Origin of the sequence: Paenibacillus ottowii (genome assembly GCF_006874425.1) — a bacterium.
GTDB lineage: Bacteria > Bacillota > Bacilli > Paenibacillales > Paenibacillaceae > Paenibacillus > Paenibacillus ottowii.
The window spans coordinates 54,588-70,245 of record NZ_VIJZ01000012.1 but is presented as its reverse complement, the minus strand read 5'-3'; the positions used below and the strand labels follow the sequence as shown (position 1 = coordinate 70,245).

The following is a 15,658-nucleotide window of genomic DNA, read 5'->3' as shown; positions in this document are numbered from 1 at the left end:
TTACAACTCAGGTGAACTAGGTAGATACCATTTAGGTATATCAGTCTGAAAGTAATCATACGCCTCCAAAACCTCTTCAGCTCGTCGCACCATAGCGTCTACCTCTTCTTTACCAAATGGAATGGCCCAGTGAATCGATGAAAGCTGATTGCTTGCGATATACAGTGCCATTAACCTAAAAAATACATCCGGCACATCGTTGTTGAAATAACCGTGAATACAACCCGAAGCAAATAACGGGCTTAATCCCGCACACCAGGTGATACGATTGAATTCTTCCCAGGGATCGCCATAATCCAGTCTATTAAAATCAATAATACCCAGTTCACCAGATGGGGTAACCACCATATTGCCCACATGATAATCCCCATGCTGAAATGTCTGGGGGCGATTTTCTAATAAATGACGGTTTTGCTCAATAAAGCTTATCGTTTGATCTGCTCCCTTTAAAGGAATACCGCATGACTTATAGTTTCTGATATATCTGTTGATTTTCGCATTATAATGTTCAGCCCATGGGACTTGAGCTTGCTCCGCGTGAATCTCATGCAATTTAGCCAATGCCTTTCCAGCTTGAACTCCGAGTTGGTACTGCTGGTCTGCATTTAAGGTGGGGATAACTCCTTCAGCATCATCCCCGTTGACCCAGGTAAATAAAGAGTATACCGATTGTCCGTTGTTGCATATCCCAAAATCAAGCGGACGGGACATTACAACATTTTCTATATGATTCAGCTTTGTTACGGATTCAAATTCTCGCTGTTTCTTTTCATATTGGGTAATGTTCGAAATTCTTAGTAATAAACCCATGCCGTCCGTGGTTTGAATATAATATTTGCTGTCACTGGACCAGCCTTTATGAATTTCTTGCACGCTCCTCCATGTGCTTGCACCCGGAATGCCACTCCAGAGTTGACTCACGCTCGCATCCCCCTCGCTAATCATGGTCTTACTACTACGCCTTCCATAGTTTACCTTTAAATTGACAAAGGAAGCAATCTTCTTGCCCGTATAAGCCTATTTTATGTACCGAATCATAGTTTCAATCTATAGATTACATATAGTCCTACATAAAAAAAGGAACAATCCTTTGAGAAATGTCCCTTTCAGCTCAAGCCCAAATTATGCTTTTATTCGTTATTCACCGATGTATCCGTTCTTTTGAAACCAAAAGGGCTACGCTTCAATTTCCCTTCCATGACATATCTGTCCAGTAGTTCACACATTGTAGCATATCCATTTTTTCTAAATAAAGGTGCATAGGCTGTGGCTTTAGGAGAAGTGTTCAAATATTGAAGAAAAAAACCCTCGTCTATCACCTGCGTATCGTAAATATAAGCTTCAATCAATGTATGCCGTTCTGGGTGATGCTCCCCAATATTCACAAACAGACAATGATCACCATGTAAGTCAGCTGACCATATTCTATCAATAATTAAGTCTGTTTCTCCTTGTTCCAGCCATTCAAACTGAGTTGGGAACGGATCGTACTCAGAAGGTCTGATTTGATGGGTTACGGTAGCCATTCGTTCACATAAACGCTGCGCAGATAGCGTATATTCGTCCCACAAGTTCAAAATAGCCATATCTCTTGCACACGAGTATTCCAACTCACGATCTTTTTCTGCCGAAATTTGTAGGTGTGTGAACGTTTGATCTATCTCCTTATGCCTCATTGCTATTCTCCTTCCTCCTATCTATCACAAAATGTACTCCATCTAGTAAGCAAAAATCCCTTGCTCGAAAAGCCGTATGAGTTCAAAAAGAGAACCATCACGGCTTGACGGCAAGGGAAACATGTCTAACTATATACAGAGATTATACTTTTAAATCACCATCATAGGTGGCAATCATTTTGTACAGTTCGGGACGACGGTCACGGAAAATGCCCCACTCGATCCGCCCGACTTCGAGCTCGTCCAGATCAAATTCGGCAGTAAGCACTTCTTCATCCGTACGACTTGCTTCTGTGATTTTGTTCCCCTGAGGACCGGCGATAAAGGATGAGCCATAGAAGTTGATACTGGATTCCTCATCTGTTTCCTTTCCAATCCGATTGGAGGCAATAACCGGAATCAGGTTAGAAGCCGCATGGCCCAGCATACAGGTCTGCCAGTGGTCTTTGGAATCAATAGAAGAATCCTGTGGCTCAGAACCAATCGCAGTCGGATAGAACAAAATCTCTGCGCCCATAAGCGCCATACAGCGGGCCGCCTCAGGATACCATTGATCCCAGCATACGCCTACCCCAATTTTGGCATAACGTGTATTCCATACTTTAAAACCGGTATCCCCCGGATTAAAATAAAACTTTTCTTCATACCCAGGGCCGTCCGGGATATGGCTTTTGCGGTATTTTCCCAACACTTCGCCGTCTGCATCAATGACAGCAAGACTGTTGTAACGAGCGTAGTTTTTCTTTTCGTAAAAGCTGATTGGCAGTACAACCTGCAATTCCTTGGCAATCTTCTTGAAATGGTTAACTGCTTTGTTGTGCTCCAGTTCGGTTGCATATACATAATAATCAGACTTTTCCTTCTGGCAGAAGTACGGAGTCTCAAACAATTCCTGCAGCAAAATAATTTGCGCGCCCTGGGCTGCCGCTTCACGTACCAGCTTCTCTGCTTTGCTGATATTTTCTTCGATATTGGTAGAGCAGCTCATTTGGGTAGCGGCCACTTTTACTTTTCTCACTTTAGTCCTCCTTTAAATGTTGTCATAATCGTTCAACGCTGTGCAGCGGGCATCTGCTGGGTTGTACAGTGTACGTTACCGCCCTCACGAATAACTGCCATACCATCTACAGTGCGGATCTTGCGGTTCGGAAATACTTTTGACAGTACTTGCTGGGCTGCAAGATCACTCTCAGCAGCAGTTCCGCCAAACACTGGCAAAATAATACCGCCATTCACAAAGTAGAAATTAATATAGCTTAGTGTCAGTCGGCTGTCTTCATAATCCACACGCGGCGGTTGGCCGATCTGAATTACTTCCAGCTTACGACCTTTGGCATCTGTTGCTTGCTCTAGAATGCGCAGATTTTCCTGCGTGATTTCATAATTTTCATCCTCTGGATCATTACATACTTGCAGAATGACCTTGCCAGGAGCAGCAAAGCAAGCAATATTGTCCACATGACCATCTGTTTCGTCGCCACTGAGTCCGCGTTTTAGCCATATAATTTTCTCGGCACCTGTATATTCGCATACATACCGTTCAATGTCTTCTCTGCTTAATTCTGGATTGCGGTTAGGATTGAGCAAGCACTCTTCGGTTGTAATCAGTGTCCCTTCGCCATCTACGTGCAGTGAGCCGCCTTCCATCACCAGCGGTGCATCAAACCGTGGAACTCCAAGTTGGTCCAGAATTTGCGGAGCAACCTGGTCATCCAGATCCCAAGGAGCATATTTGCCACCCCAGGCATTGAATTTCCAGTTAATACCTGCCAACTGGCCATGCTCGTCCGTCAGAAAAGTTGGACCGTTATCACGCAACCACGCATCGCTGTGTTCTATCGGCAGCAGTTCTACCCGTTCCCCAAGCTCAAGCGCTTTAACGGTTTCCAGATCGTCTGGATTTACAACAACGGTAACGGGCTCAAATTCTGCCATAGCACTTATAATTTCGGCGTAGCCCTTACATACCTCGGCATGCATCTCCGGATAAACCATCGAAGACTGTACAGGCCAGGAAATATACGTACGTTCATGTGGCGCCCATTCAGGCGGCATCTTATAATGTGAATCCTTAATTTGCATGTATTGAAGCTCTCTTTCTTATCAAAATGTAGACTCCGCTCCTATCATACAATAATATGATCTTTGTCTCAATCGAAGCAGAAAAGTTTTAATAATTTACATTGAGATTTAGAAAAAAATCATTTTGAAAAGGTGATTGCTTTCACCGTATTGCCATTAAAATCCTTCACAGTAAATTGTGCCCCCTCCAGCACACCATAAGAGGATGGATAGTTTTCTTTTGGCAATGCGATCGAACCAGGATTCAATACAAAGACCCCATTTTCCACATCTGCTACCGGAATATGAGTGTGTCCCTGGATGAATACATCCCCCACTTCTAAGGGCGGTAAATTTCCGATACTAAAACCATGCCCATGTGTGACATAAATTCGCCGTCCTTCATGGTACAACAAAGCATAATCCCCCATCATCGGAAACTCCAGCAACATCTGATCCACTTCTGCATCGCAATTTCCGCGCACCGACACTGCAATGTAGGATTTGTACTGGTTCAGCATTGCAGCCACTTCCGCCGGATTATATCCTTCAGGTAACGGATTACGCGGTCCATGATACATATAATCTCCAAGCAAGACAAGACGGTCAGCTTTCTCCTCCCTAAACTTTTCCAGTGCCAATTGCAACCAGTACAGTGAACCGTGAATATCTGATATAAACATCAACTTCATAACTTTTCCTTCCTCCCTGAATTCACCATTGTAATTTGAAAATATTTCTCTTACGTTCATTATTACATTATTTCCTGAACAAATCTGTGCAAAAATGTTAGTTAGATACTCCGTGGCAAATAAACGACCACAAAATAAAGTGACGACCGCTTCTCCCATAATAAAGTAGAAGCGGTCGCCACGTAAAAGACATTTACTGTGTTTTTATCTTTGTTACTGTTTTATTTATAACTTAACGTTTCAAGCTTTCTCCGTTCGTGGCAATGACTTCTTTGTACCAGTGGAACGACTTTTTCCGGTATCTTTCAAGTGTACCGCTGCCATCATCATGACGGTCAACATAAATGTAACCATAACGTTTTTTAAGCTGTGCAGTCGATGCGCTGACAAGGTCGATACAGCCCCAGGAGGTGTAGCCCAACACTTCTACTCCGTCTTCAATTGCTTCCCCAACTTGAACCAAATGATCATTCAGATAGTTGATCCGGTAATCATCTTCAACTGTTTTTTCACCTTTGTCATTGGTGATCAATTCGTCAACAGCGCCCAAACCATTTTCAACGATAAACAGTGGTTTTTGGAAGCGATCATAGAATGTATTCAGCACATAGCGCAGACCTTGCGGGTCAATTTGCCAGCCCCAGTCACTGGCTTCAAGATGCGGATTGCTAACCCCACCCAGGATGTTACCTTCACCTTTGACTTTTTTAGTTTCGTCTGCAGTCTCACAAGTACTCATGTAATAGCTGAACGAGATAAAATCAACGGTATGCTTCAGATCTTCAGCATCACCAGGCTCAAAATGGATAGAGATTCCGTTTTCTTTAAAGAAACGTTTCATGTAACCTGGATACTGACCTCTTGCATGAATATCGGCAAATGCCATGTTTCTGTGATCAAATTCCATCGCTGCAATCACATCATCTGGATTAGGTGTCAGCGGATAAGTAGGCATACTCAGTACCATACAACCAATTTTGAAGTCAGGATTAATCTGATGACCAACTTTTACCGCTCTTGCACTCGCTACCAGTTCATGGTGAATAGCTTGATAAAGGTCTTGTTCACTAAGTTGATCTTTGGGTGTGCTAATCCCGCCACTCATGAATGGCGCTTCAAGAATGGAGTTGATTTCGTTAAAAGTTAACCAGTATTTTACTTTATCTTTGTAGCGTTTAAAGACTGTTGTAGCATAGCGCTCATAGAAATCAACAAGCTTACGATTTACCCAACCATCGTATTCTCTGGACAAATGTAAAGGTGTTTCATAGTGGGACAATGTAACGAGTGGCTCAATGCCATATTTATGAAGTTCATCAAACAAATCATCATAAAATTGCAAGCCCTTTTCATTAGGCTCCAGTTCGTCACCTTTAGGGAAAATACGCGACCATGCAATGGAAGTACGGAACACTTTAAAGCCCATTTCCGCAAAAAGTTTGATATCTTCTTTATAATGATGGTAAAAATCAATACCGATCAATTTCATATTATCTTCTGTTGGTACATCCGTAACCGGTCCCCAACCACCACGAGGAGTTACATCCTGAATGGACCAGCCTTTTCCGTCTTCTTGATAAGCACCTTCGAGCTGATTAGCTGCAACTGCTCCGCCCCACAGGAAATCTTTTGGAAACTGTGTACTCATATTTTCTCCGCCTTTGCTGATGTTTTTTTCATGAACTAGGACATAAACACGTTAGCTCTACGCTAATGTCTATAAAGTACTTCTAACTGAATCTTAAGGTTTGTAACGCGTTTCATGTCAAGTATTATTTCAAAAAAACTTCCAGAGTCAATAATCGTATGATCTCCAATAGTTTCTTCCATATTTATAGCAACGTCCTCACACATTCATACGTTAATTACCAATTGTAACAGAGTGAGCTATTCTTCTATTGAATGACTCTATTTTCTTTTTTCCACCAATTGCAAATTGTACGTCAGACTCTCAAGGGTAACTGAAATCAACCCATATATGTATTCATCGTGCGTATCGTTTTTCACAAAAATCTCAGGCATATGTTCTTTGGGCACATCCTTTAGACAGCCGTTATAAATATCATCCAGTAGTGCCGGCTTAGATAGCTCTCCAGTCAAAGCGATCGAGACAGGGTCTATAATCGCAATAATGGATGTTATCGTTTGGATCGCCAGAGGAATAAATCCCTGTGTGCTGTTTAACTGTTTAAGCAATTCCTCTCTTGTTAAGCCAAAGGGCAAAAAGGAAACTTCCCCAGCAAACTTCGTATTTCCTTTTAATAAGTGTCCATCAACAATAAAACCAGCTCCCGGATAATTATCCTTGGGAAAAGTAACAATCGCGAAGGTCTTGTCCTCATCATAATTTTGCATGTTATAAAATCCATAGACGGTCAGATGCATATCATTTTCAATCGTGACTTCTAACCCGTATTTATCTTGAAGGCGTGGTCCTACAGGGACTCCTATCAGCAGGTCGAGATCACACACATCGATAATCCCTTGATGAACAACCCCAGGAATGCCAATTCCCACGGCTTTGACGTTTCCATAGTTATGAATTAGCTCTCCGATTTGTTCATCTATGACTTTATAATCAATATGCGGCACAGCAGATGTATTCTCTACGATAATATCGCCAAGCATATTGGCAACAGCATAAGTAAGAGAATGTACTCCTCCTTCTGTCTTCACTGTTAAACAGATAATATAGGAATAATCAGCGTTATATTTGTACCGCCTAGCCGGACGTCCGCCGTTCGATTCTTCTAGTTCCATCTCTAATACTTCTCCAGTTTGAAGAAGCTCATTCAGAATATTTCCGCAGGTTGCCACACTAAGTCCTGTAATACTGGCTATAGATGACTTGGTTGCATATTCTTTGGATTTCAGCGTGTTTTTAACTAGCTCTACATTAATTTGTTTGACCCGAATGGTATTATTGGAGAGTGATTGTATTTGAATACACCCCTTTTGAAGTGATTATTAAAAGGTTAATAATAAGCTGTAATATAACGCTCGGTCTGCCATAAGTCAATTTGCACAAATCATAGCAAGCATGTGATTCTCAATTTTATTAGCCGATCATCATGATATACTATGAATAAGAGAGAAAAACTTAGTGATAAAACTAACAAGAAGAGGGAGATTCTATTGTCAACAAGTGAATATGTAGCCATAATTGCGTTAATTCTCTCCGTTATACTTCTGTTCAAGGTCTATCGCCTTCAATCTCAGCTTCATGACCTGAAATCCGATGTGGAGCGTCTTGAGAATCGTTCGGGACTTACGGGAACACCAATATCAAACACAATCACATCCCCTGCTCCACATATCCTAGGCACAGAAGCTTCAGAAGAAATCAATGAAAGGCTGCTTCTATTGATCAGGGAAGGAAATAAGATTAAAGCCATCAAAGAGTTAAGAACCGCCAAGGATCTTTCTCTTAGGGATGCAATAGATTATGTAGATCACTTGGAAAAACGCTATGAAGGGAACATTTAAAATGAGTGTAAGTAAAACAAATGCCATGCGCATATTGGACGGGCAACACATCCACTATAATATTTTGAGTTATGACCACCAAGATGGAAAAATAGACGGTATGAACGTAGCCGAAAAGATCCAGAGAGCACCAGAATCCGTTTTTAAAACTTTGGTTGCACATAGCAAACAACATCTGTTTGTTTTTGTGATTCCTGTACATAAAGAGCTTGATCTCAAAAAGGCTGCCAAATCTGCGGGAGAAAAGAAAATTGAGATGCTTCCAGTGAAGGAGTTGCAAAAGCATACAGGATACATCCGGGGTGGATGCTCTCCTATAGGGATGAAAAAGCTCTATCCCACTTATATCGATCAGCCCGCAGTGGAGCTGGAAACCATCGTTGTAAGCGGTGGGAAAATTGGAACCCAGTTGGAGTTAAATCCACACGATTTGGCTGAAATCATTCAAGCCCAGTTTGCAGATCTAACGCACACGACATAAAACTCACCTTATCATCATAACATCTTTATGCGTATTTTCTCATAATCCTATGGTTTATTATGCTTTAACCTGGAGGGGAAATTCAAATGATGCATAATGATTATTCAAAAAAAGTCGGCATCCCCCAGCCCATTAGAAGCGATGGCGCAGGGGGGATCGACAAGGGTCCACGTGATGTGATGAGGGATTTACAAAATCCGGATATGCTGGTTCCTCCCGTAACGGACAATGGTCTCATACCGAATATGAGGTTTTCTTTTTCAGACGCCCATATGCAGCTTAATCAGGGTGGATGGTCAAGAGAAATTACAGTAAGGGAATTACCCATTGCCACCACTCTTGCTGGCGTTAATATGAGCTTGACACCGGGCGGTGTACGTGAGCTTCACTGGCATCAGCAGGCAGAATGGTCTTATATGCTGTTAGGAAGTGCCCGTATTACAGCAGTTGACCAAGACGGACGTAATTTTATTGCGGATGTGGGTCCAGGCGATCTCTGGTACTTTCCACCAGGCATCCCGCATTCTATACAAGGTCTTGAAGAAGGCTGTGAATTTTTGCTGGTTTTCGATGATGGCCATTTCTCCGATCTGAACACCTTATCCATCTCGGATTGGTTCGCACATACTCCCAAAGAGGTGCTTTCTGCAAATTTTGGGATTCCAAAAGCTGATTTTGCAGCGATTCCTCAAGACCAGGTATACATCTACCAGGATTCCGTACCCGGTTCAATCCAAAGTCAAGCGGTTCCCTCTCCCTATGGAACGTTACCCCAATCTTTTAAGCATAAATTACTAGCTCAGCCTCCGATCAAAACACCAGGCGGAAGCGTACGAATTGTCGACTCCTCTAACTTTCCGATTTCCAAAACCATCGCAGCTGCTCTTGTAGAGATTGAGCCTGGAGCGATGCGAGAAATGCATTGGCACCCCAATAATGACGAATGGCAATACTATCTTGCCGGGCAAGGGCGGATGACTGTCTTTGGTGGTAATGGTGCAGCTCGTACATTTGATTTTAGAGCCGGGGATGTCGGATATGTGCCTTTTGCCTACGGTCATTACATTCAAAACACAGGTTCCAGTACACTGTGGTTTCTTGAAATGTTTAAAAGTGATCGTTTTGCAGATGTGTCCTTAAATCAATGGATGGCACTTACACCCACAGAATTGATTCAAAGTAATTTGCATGTTGGCGCTGACGTGATCTCTAAATTGCGGAAAGAAAAATGGCCTGTCGTCAAGTATCCAGGGTATTCATTTTACCCGAAGGGGTGACCCGAGAAGAATCTAGTAAGGTACGCCTTGTTCGTGCACTCAGAAAAAAGTCTATCCTCATTCTTTTCTTACTGCTCTCTAATGCAAATTTAATGATCCCCGAATATAGTTACGCAAATGGCATTTTATGAAAAAACAAAATGCTGTAAAAATTCGGGGAGTGAGAAATAAAGATGCAAAAAATCGCACAAGTTACGGCCATTTTCTGGATTATGAAGATTTGCGCTACCACACTGGGTGAAACCGCAGGTGACTTATTGTCACAAACTCTTAATGTAGGGTACGCCATTAGTTCCATGATTTTGTTTAGTATTTTTTTAATTAGTCTTATTTTTCAACTTTTTTCTAAGAAGTATCATCCATTTCTTTATTGGACTGTTATTCTTACCACGAGCACTGCTGGTACTACTATGTCAGACTACATGGATCGTAGCTTAGGATTGGGTTATGCAACCGGATCAGTCATTTTAGTATGTATATTGTTAGCCATTTTTTCATTTTGGTATTTTAGTGAGCGATCATTGAACGTCAATAATATTACTACACGGAAAGTAGAAGTAATTTATTGGATTGCCATCTTGTTCTCAAACACTTTGGGTACGGCTTTAGGTGATTTTTTGGCGGATAGTTCCGGCCTTGGATTTGTAGGAGGAGCTGTCTTAATAGGGAGTTTGCTGGGTCTGATCCTACTATCAACATACTCTACAAATGTCTCACGAGTATTTTTATTCTGGTTAGCATTTGTATTAACGCGTCCTTTTGGAGCGACATTTGGAGACCTTCTTACCAAATCACACGCAAAGGGAGGATTGAATTTAGGTACTATGGGATCTTCATTGGTACTGGTTATAATTCTTATAGCTTTAATTATCTACACTACGCTCAATACTTCTAAAATGAAATCACCAGAGTTAAATGCAAGTTAATCATTTGTACCGACTCGTTTCCATAGCTACTTTATATACAAAGATATAGGCCTCTGCCTATATCTTTTAATCTTACACCGATGGCAGATCCGCCGCTGTACCTTTATCTCCAGATCTGCGTGGTTTTGCACAAACTGCTCGAATGAAATCGGGATCAGTCTAGAAAAAACGGTATACAAAAAAACACCGTATCGAAACACGATGTTTTTATAATCTGTTTAACAAAAACTATTCCTCAGAGTCTACGTTATGGTAAACCTGCTGAACATCCTCCAAATCCTCTAAGGCATCAATCAATTTATCGAATTGAGCCTGTGCATCTTCTGGAAGAGTAATATCATTTTGGGCAAGCATGGTGAGCTCGGCCACAGTAAATTCAGTTACTCCTGCCTGCTTGAAAGCTTCCTGCACAGCATGGAATTGGTCCGGCTCTGCATATACGATGACGGCTTCATCTTCTTCAATGATGTCACGTACCTCTACATCTGCTTCCATCAGCAGCTCCAGCACTTCATCTGCGGTTTTACCCACCAGACCAATAACTGCTGTTGAATCAAACATGTAGGCTACAGATCCGCTCACACCCAGGCTACCGCCATTTTTAGTAAAAGCAGAACGCACATCCGAAGCTGTACGGTTCACGTTATTAGTCAGTGCATCTACAATGACCATAGAACCGTTCGGTCCGAAACCTTCATAACGAAGCTCTACATAGTTTTCATCACCAGCACCTTTAGCTTTTTCAATAGCACGGTCAATGATCGCTTTCGGTACATTGTACGTTTTTGCACGTTCCAGTACGACTCTTAACACCCGATTGGATTCTGGATCAGGCTCGCCCTGTTTGGCTGCTACATAAATTTCCACGCCAAATTTGGCATATATACGACTCGTGTTAGCATCCTTCGATGCCTTCTTTTCTTTAATGTTATTCCACTTACGTCCCATAATATCCCGCTCTCTTCCTATATGAATATACATAACGAACTTCATTATATCCTTGTATATTATATCTCCTAAAGGACACATGGACAAGTTCAAACGATTTAGTCATATTAAGAAAACGATTTCTCATGAAATTCTAATCTTCATCTAAAGATGCTCCCATGTTGAAGAGTTAAGATCATACTACTTTCGAATCACATTAGAAAAGGAGTATCCCTGTATGTTATCCAACCTGGACTACCAGATTTTCCATCTCATCAATGAACAAGCAAATAGCTTTTCTGCTCTAAATGGACTTATGCGTTTTTTCGCTGAAGATGCCCAATATGTGTTTGTCCTTGCTTTGTTGCTATATTGGTTCTCAAGAAATACGCTTAATCGGAAAATGATCATCTCGGCGGTCATATCCATATGTATAGGCATGGGGATCAGTTTTATCATTGGACATCTCATGTACCGGGATCGTCCATTTGTCACCCATACCGTTATTCAGCTCATTAAGCACCCAGCGAATGCCTCCTTTCCGAGCGACCACGCCATTGGAGCTTTTGCACTGGCGGTCACGTTCTGGCTGTACAGTAAGAGGTTTAGAACGTTCTGGCTCGCCGCTGCCCTTCTTATCGGGTTTTCCCGAATCTGGACAGGTGTCCATTATCCGTCGGATGTAGCGGCTGGTGCGCTGGTCGGTGCCTTATGCGCGGTTGGTACCCGCTATCTGCTTCTACATTTTAAACGTCCTCAGCATCTGGTCAACTCATGCCTAGAGCTGTACGAAAGAGTAGAGCTTAAAATTTGGAACAAATCAACAGAGCCTCAATCTGAGGATGCTTGAGTATGATAAGACCCCATAAGCCATGGTTATGGTTGATGGGGCTTCTTTGATTTTTCCAGTATTTCAGGACCTGTACGCCGGAAAACAAAGCGTTACGGTTGTCCCTATATGTTCAGTACTGCTCACTCTGATATTCCCGTTATATCGCTTGACCAATTGCTTGGCTATAGCAAGGCCCAGGCCTGTCCCCCCCTGCTCGCGACTTCTTGCCTTATCCACTCGATAAAACCGGTCGAATAAATAAGGCAGGTCCTCTGCAGGAATCCCGATCCCGTAATCCGTGATATGAATAAGAACCTCGTTTTGTTCCAGCGTTCCGGTTACAAGGAATTCTTTTGAGGATCCAGAATATTTAACGGCGTTATCCAGCACGATCAGCAATAACTGTTCCAGATGCTGCGGCGTGATACGAACCTGTACTTGTTCGAGGAGCGTTGATTCCCACCGAAATATCATATCAGGATGCAGCATATTAAAATTGGTGAGCGTATATTGAATGGTATGACTGATATCTATCGCTGGCACATCCTGTTCCAAATTTGGGGACTCAGCTCGCGTCAACTCCAGAAGATCGTTTACAATACCCTTCAATCGCTCAAGCTCCTGTACAGAAACACGAAGCGACTCGTCCAATATGGCCGGATCGTGCTTGCCCCAACGGTTCAATAAGGAGATATGACCTTCAATAATCGAAATGGGGGTGCGCAATTCATGGGAAGCATCCTCAACAAACTGTTTTTGTTGAAGGAAAGAACGCTCCAACTGATCGATCAACTCATTAAATACTTTCCCCAGATTCGACAGCTCGTCATTATTATCAGATACTTGCACACGTTCCTCATGCAACCCTTTTTTGCGAATTCTGATCATCGTATCCGTCATGGACTGAATGGGCCGCATCAATTGGCGTGAAAGAAAAATCCCTCCCAAAGCGCTTAATATAATCGCTCCTATACCGCCTGCAATCATGACACCTTTTATTTTGTTACTAATCTTGTCTATATTCTCCATGTTGTTTATAATTTCAATGGTTCCAGTAAAGTGATCTGAATTCAACGGACTTCGCATAATCAAGACCTGATCCTCCAGATGCCAGGCAGTCATAATCTGGGTGCTACGTACTGTTTGCGGCAAGAACCAATCCTCAGGCAGCTCGTTGCTAACGCTGAGCAGTGGAACTCCTTGCTGATTCAAAATACGGATCATTTGATGCCGATCATTCAAATTCTCAACAAAACGTCGACTGTTCACGATTTCTTGAGCAGACAAGTGTTTTTCCTGCAAAAGGGTTTGGAGTTCGTTCATGCTTTTGCGGATACTCACTTTTCCCTCACTGACCATCCACTGGTTAATCGTAAAATATTGGACACCATTGTACAAAACAAACAAAATACATAACAGCAACGAAGACCATACTGCCAATTTCCAACGGATGGGTAATCGGGAAAATAGGGATCTTAACGTTGCCATTATCGAATCACATACCCTAATCCGCGTAATGTCTGTATAAAGCTTGGTTCTCCAGGCTTGTCTATTTTGCTACGCAAGTAACGAATATACACATCGACGACATTCGTTTCAACCTCCGAATCATAGCCCCATATAAGCTCCAGCAATCTCTCCCGAGTCATGACACGTCCGATGTTATGCATCAATATGGATAGCAGATCAAATTCACGCTTTGTCAATTCAATAATCTGTTGGTCTTTGGTCAAAATACGCGCCTCGCTATCCAGCACCAGTCCGTTGTAAGTAATTTGCCTGGAATCTTCAACGAATCCACTGCGCCGGAGCAAAGAACGCATTCGGGCCAGAAGTTCCTCAATAGCAAAAGGCTTTGGGATATAATCATCGGCTCCACTGTCCAGTCCCATCACTTTATCCATCACACCGTCCCTTGCGGTTAGCATTATGATCGGGGTTTGTTTTGTTTTGCGAATCCGACGACACACTTCAATTCCATTGATGCCTGGTAACATTAAATCCAGCAGAATGATGTCCCATTCCTCGCTTAACGCAGACTCCAGACCTTTCCTCCCATCATACTCGACAGTCACCTCGTAAGATTCATGTTTTAGTTCAAGCTCAATGAAACGAGCCAAGTTTTTCTCGTCCTCAATCAGAAGTATCCTTTTCATAGCTTTCCTTTCCAGGCGCAGGAGCGTCTTTTTCTAACGCTTGATATAGAAATCAGTTTACTAGATGTACATTAAAAAATAATGATCTTTTCAATTTATTTTTCTCACGATATTTTAATGTGTCCTGTGTAAGCTAGATCATGACTCTATGAACATGGGTCTGTTAGCCATTCAGCATGAAAGAAGGTTGTATTCTTGAAAATGAAATCACTGATAACCGCACTCACTCTATCGGCAGCTTTCTGTATATTGTCTCACGTCGGCTGGTTTACTGTCCGCTCTGATGCTAAGGCCGTTCAATCCACAGCCTGGGCTGGCTCCTCTGTAAAAGTTAAAGCATCTCAGCCCGGTGCTGTTAAATCCCCGCAACGTATTGACCATATCGTCATTGTGGTAGAAGAAAATCACTCGTCGAAAAAAATCTCAGGCAATCCCTCTGCCCCATTTATAAACAACTTGATGAAAAAAGGTGTCAATCTGATGAATCATTATGCAATTGAGCATCCAAGTCAACCGAACTACCTGGATCTATTTTCAGGTTCTAATCAGGGCGTCCACAATGATTTGACTCCAAATAAAATGAACACCAGCAATCTGGCTTTGCAACTTATACAGCATGGATATACGTTTGGGGGTTATTCGGAGGGGCTGCCTCGAACCGGATTTACCGGTCCATATGATTTGAAAACCCTGTATGCGCGTAAACATAACCCGTGGGTGAATTTCAACAATCTGCCTGCTTCAATCAATATGCCTATGACCAGCTTTCCACAAAACTTCAATCAGTTGCCGACGGTCTCTTTTGTCATTCCCAATCTGAACCACGATATGCACGACGGCACGATTCGAGAAGCAGATCAATGGCTGCAGGCCCACTTATCCTCTTATGCTCGTTGGGCACCGCAGCATAACAGCCTTTTGGTTTTAACATGGGATGAAGATGATATGAGCAGCAAAAACAAAATTCCGACTGTAATCATAGGCGCTCGTTTGAAAAATGGCCCCTATAATGAGAAAAGCAATCATTTTTCTATGCTGCGCATGGTTGAACAATTATACGGATTGGATTTGCTCGGCAAGAGCAGAACGGCCCCGCCGCTTAATATATGGACATCAGGCTCCTAAATGTCTAATATGAGGGTGA

At 42.4% G+C, this 15,658-nt stretch carries 16 protein-coding genes; 6 read left to right on the top strand and 10 right to left on the bottom strand.

The genetic code is table 11. The features are described 5' to 3' along the window. From FKV70_RS22595 to FKV70_RS22565, 7 genes are all read right to left on the bottom strand, one after another. Window positions 1-921, bottom strand: a complete 921-nt coding sequence (locus FKV70_RS22595; protein WP_142614615.1) for an aminoglycoside phosphotransferase family protein — start codon at window positions 919-921, stop codon at window positions 1-3. Window positions 922-1,130: 209 nt separating this feature from the next. Continuing rightward, window positions 1,131-1,676 carry a hypothetical protein gene (locus FKV70_RS22590; RefSeq protein WP_142614614.1) on the bottom strand — a complete coding sequence of 182 codons (546 nt, stop codon included), beginning with the start codon at window positions 1,674-1,676 and terminating at the stop codon, window positions 1,131-1,133. A 142-nt stretch (window positions 1,677-1,818) separates the two neighbouring features. Continuing rightward, entirely contained in the window at window positions 1,819-2,694 is an 876-nt protein-coding gene (gene aguB, locus FKV70_RS22585) for an N-carbamoylputrescine amidase (protein ID WP_063210749.1), read from the bottom strand. Window positions 2,695-2,726: 32 nt separating this feature from the next. Next, entirely contained in the window at window positions 2,727-3,758 is a 1,032-nt protein-coding gene (locus tag FKV70_RS22580; RefSeq protein ID WP_142614613.1) for an agmatine deiminase family protein, read from the bottom strand. 119 nt (window positions 3,759-3,877) lie between these two features. Further along, the gene (gene yfcE / locus FKV70_RS22575) at window positions 3,878-4,429 is read right to left on the bottom strand and encodes a phosphodiesterase (RefSeq protein WP_142614612.1); all 552 of its coding nucleotides are present in this window, start codon (window positions 4,427-4,429) and stop codon (window positions 3,878-3,880) included. A 232-nt stretch (window positions 4,430-4,661) separates the two neighbouring features. Further along, window positions 4,662-6,077 carry a glycoside hydrolase family 1 protein gene (locus FKV70_RS22570; RefSeq protein ID WP_063210743.1) on the bottom strand — a complete coding sequence of 472 codons (1,416 nt, stop codon included), beginning with the start codon at window positions 6,075-6,077 and terminating at the stop codon, window positions 4,662-4,664. 260 nt (window positions 6,078-6,337) lie between these two features. After that, a complete protein-coding gene (locus FKV70_RS22565; RefSeq protein ID WP_142614611.1) occupies window positions 6,338-7,246 on the bottom strand; it encodes an ROK family protein in 909 nt (302 codons plus the stop codon). A gap of 318 nt (window positions 7,247-7,564) precedes the next feature. On the opposite strand from FKV70_RS22565, the gene FKV70_RS22560 reads away from it, so the two are divergent. From FKV70_RS22560 to FKV70_RS22545, 4 genes are all read left to right on the top strand, one after another. Then, entirely contained in the window at window positions 7,565-7,915 is a 351-nt protein-coding gene (locus tag FKV70_RS22560) for a hypothetical protein (RefSeq protein WP_142614610.1), read from the top strand. A gap of 1 nt (window position 7,916) precedes the next feature. Continuing rightward, window positions 7,917-8,396 (top strand): Cys-tRNA(Pro) deacylase, encoded by a 480-nt coding sequence (gene ybaK, locus FKV70_RS22555; RefSeq protein ID WP_142614609.1) that lies wholly within the window; start codon window positions 7,917-7,919, stop codon window positions 8,394-8,396. Between the two features lie 89 nt (window positions 8,397-8,485). Next, the gene (locus tag FKV70_RS22550) at window positions 8,486-9,673 is read left to right on the top strand and encodes an oxalate decarboxylase family bicupin (RefSeq protein ID WP_208738439.1); all 1,188 of its coding nucleotides are present in this window, start codon (window positions 8,486-8,488) and stop codon (window positions 9,671-9,673) included. A 173-nt stretch (window positions 9,674-9,846) separates the two neighbouring features. After that, the gene (locus FKV70_RS22545) at window positions 9,847-10,599 is read left to right on the top strand and encodes a COG4705 family protein (RefSeq protein ID WP_142614607.1); all 753 of its coding nucleotides are present in this window, start codon (window positions 9,847-9,849) and stop codon (window positions 10,597-10,599) included. Between the two features lie 228 nt (window positions 10,600-10,827). On the opposite strand, the gene FKV70_RS22540 is transcribed toward FKV70_RS22545, so the two are convergent. After that, window positions 10,828-11,547 carry a YebC/PmpR family DNA-binding transcriptional regulator gene (locus tag FKV70_RS22540; protein WP_063210795.1) on the bottom strand — a complete coding sequence of 240 codons (720 nt, stop codon included), beginning with the start codon at window positions 11,545-11,547 and terminating at the stop codon, window positions 10,828-10,830. A gap of 217 nt (window positions 11,548-11,764) precedes the next feature. Between FKV70_RS22540 and FKV70_RS22535 the strand changes: the two genes are divergently transcribed. Continuing rightward, a complete protein-coding gene (locus tag FKV70_RS22535; protein WP_063210731.1) occupies window positions 11,765-12,376 on the top strand; it encodes an undecaprenyl-diphosphatase in 612 nt (203 codons plus the stop codon). 63 nt (window positions 12,377-12,439) lie between these two features. On the opposite strand, the gene FKV70_RS22530 is transcribed toward FKV70_RS22535, so the two are convergent. Together FKV70_RS22530 and FKV70_RS22525 are read right to left on the bottom strand one after the other, a co-directional pair. Then, a complete protein-coding gene (locus FKV70_RS22530) occupies window positions 12,440-13,846 on the bottom strand; it encodes a HAMP domain-containing sensor histidine kinase (RefSeq protein WP_142614606.1) in 1,407 nt (468 codons plus the stop codon). After that, the gene (locus FKV70_RS22525; protein ID WP_063210727.1) at window positions 13,846-14,514 is read right to left on the bottom strand and encodes a response regulator transcription factor; all 669 of its coding nucleotides are present in this window, start codon (window positions 14,512-14,514) and stop codon (window positions 13,846-13,848) included. The genes FKV70_RS22530 and FKV70_RS22525 overlap by 1 nt, the downstream gene beginning before the upstream one ends. 201 nt (window positions 14,515-14,715) lie before the next feature. On the opposite strand from FKV70_RS22525, the gene FKV70_RS22520 reads away from it, so the two are divergent. Further along, window positions 14,716-15,639: an alkaline phosphatase family protein gene (locus tag FKV70_RS22520; protein WP_244310819.1), complete on the top strand. Its 924-nt coding sequence runs from the start codon at window positions 14,716-14,718 to the stop codon at window positions 15,637-15,639. The last annotated feature ends 19 nt before the right edge of the window (window positions 15,640-15,658 follow it).

What these genes read in the sequence shown, in the direction of transcription:
- FKV70_RS22540 (WP_063210795.1), bottom strand. Translation starts at nt 11,547, where the DNA reads ATGGGACGTAAGTGGAATAACATTAAAGAAAAGAAGGCATCGAAGGAT.
- FKV70_RS22545 (WP_142614607.1), top strand. Translation starts at nt 9,847, where the DNA reads ATGCAAAAAATCGCACAAGTTACGGCCATTTTCTGGATTATGAAGATT.
- FKV70_RS22570 (WP_063210743.1), bottom strand. Translation starts at nt 6,077, where the DNA reads ATGAGTACACAGTTTCCAAAAGATTTCCTGTGGGGCGGAGCAGTTGCA.
- FKV70_RS22580 (WP_142614613.1), bottom strand. Translation starts at nt 3,758, where the DNA reads ATGCAAATTAAGGATTCACATTATAAGATGCCGCCTGAATGGGCGCCA.
- FKV70_RS22550 (WP_208738439.1), top strand. Translation starts at nt 8,486, where the DNA reads ATGCATAATGATTATTCAAAAAAAGTCGGCATCCCCCAGCCCATTAGA.
- FKV70_RS22535 (WP_063210731.1), top strand. Translation starts at nt 11,765, where the DNA reads ATGTTATCCAACCTGGACTACCAGATTTTCCATCTCATCAATGAACAA.
- ybaK (WP_142614609.1), top strand. Translation starts at nt 7,917, where the DNA reads ATGAGTGTAAGTAAAACAAATGCCATGCGCATATTGGACGGGCAACAC.
- yfcE (WP_142614612.1), bottom strand. Translation starts at nt 4,429, where the DNA reads ATGAAGTTGATGTTTATATCAGATATTCACGGTTCACTGTACTGGTTG.
- FKV70_RS22530 (WP_142614606.1), bottom strand. Translation starts at nt 13,846, where the DNA reads ATGGCAACGTTAAGATCCCTATTTTCCCGATTACCCATCCGTTGGAAA.
- FKV70_RS22590 (WP_142614614.1), bottom strand. Translation starts at nt 1,676, where the DNA reads ATGAGGCATAAGGAGATAGATCAAACGTTCACACACCTACAAATTTCG.
- FKV70_RS22520 (WP_244310819.1), top strand. Translation starts at nt 14,716, where the DNA reads ATGAAATCACTGATAACCGCACTCACTCTATCGGCAGCTTTCTGTATA.
- FKV70_RS22525 (WP_063210727.1), bottom strand. Translation starts at nt 14,514, where the DNA reads ATGAAAAGGATACTTCTGATTGAGGACGAGAAAAACTTGGCTCGTTTC.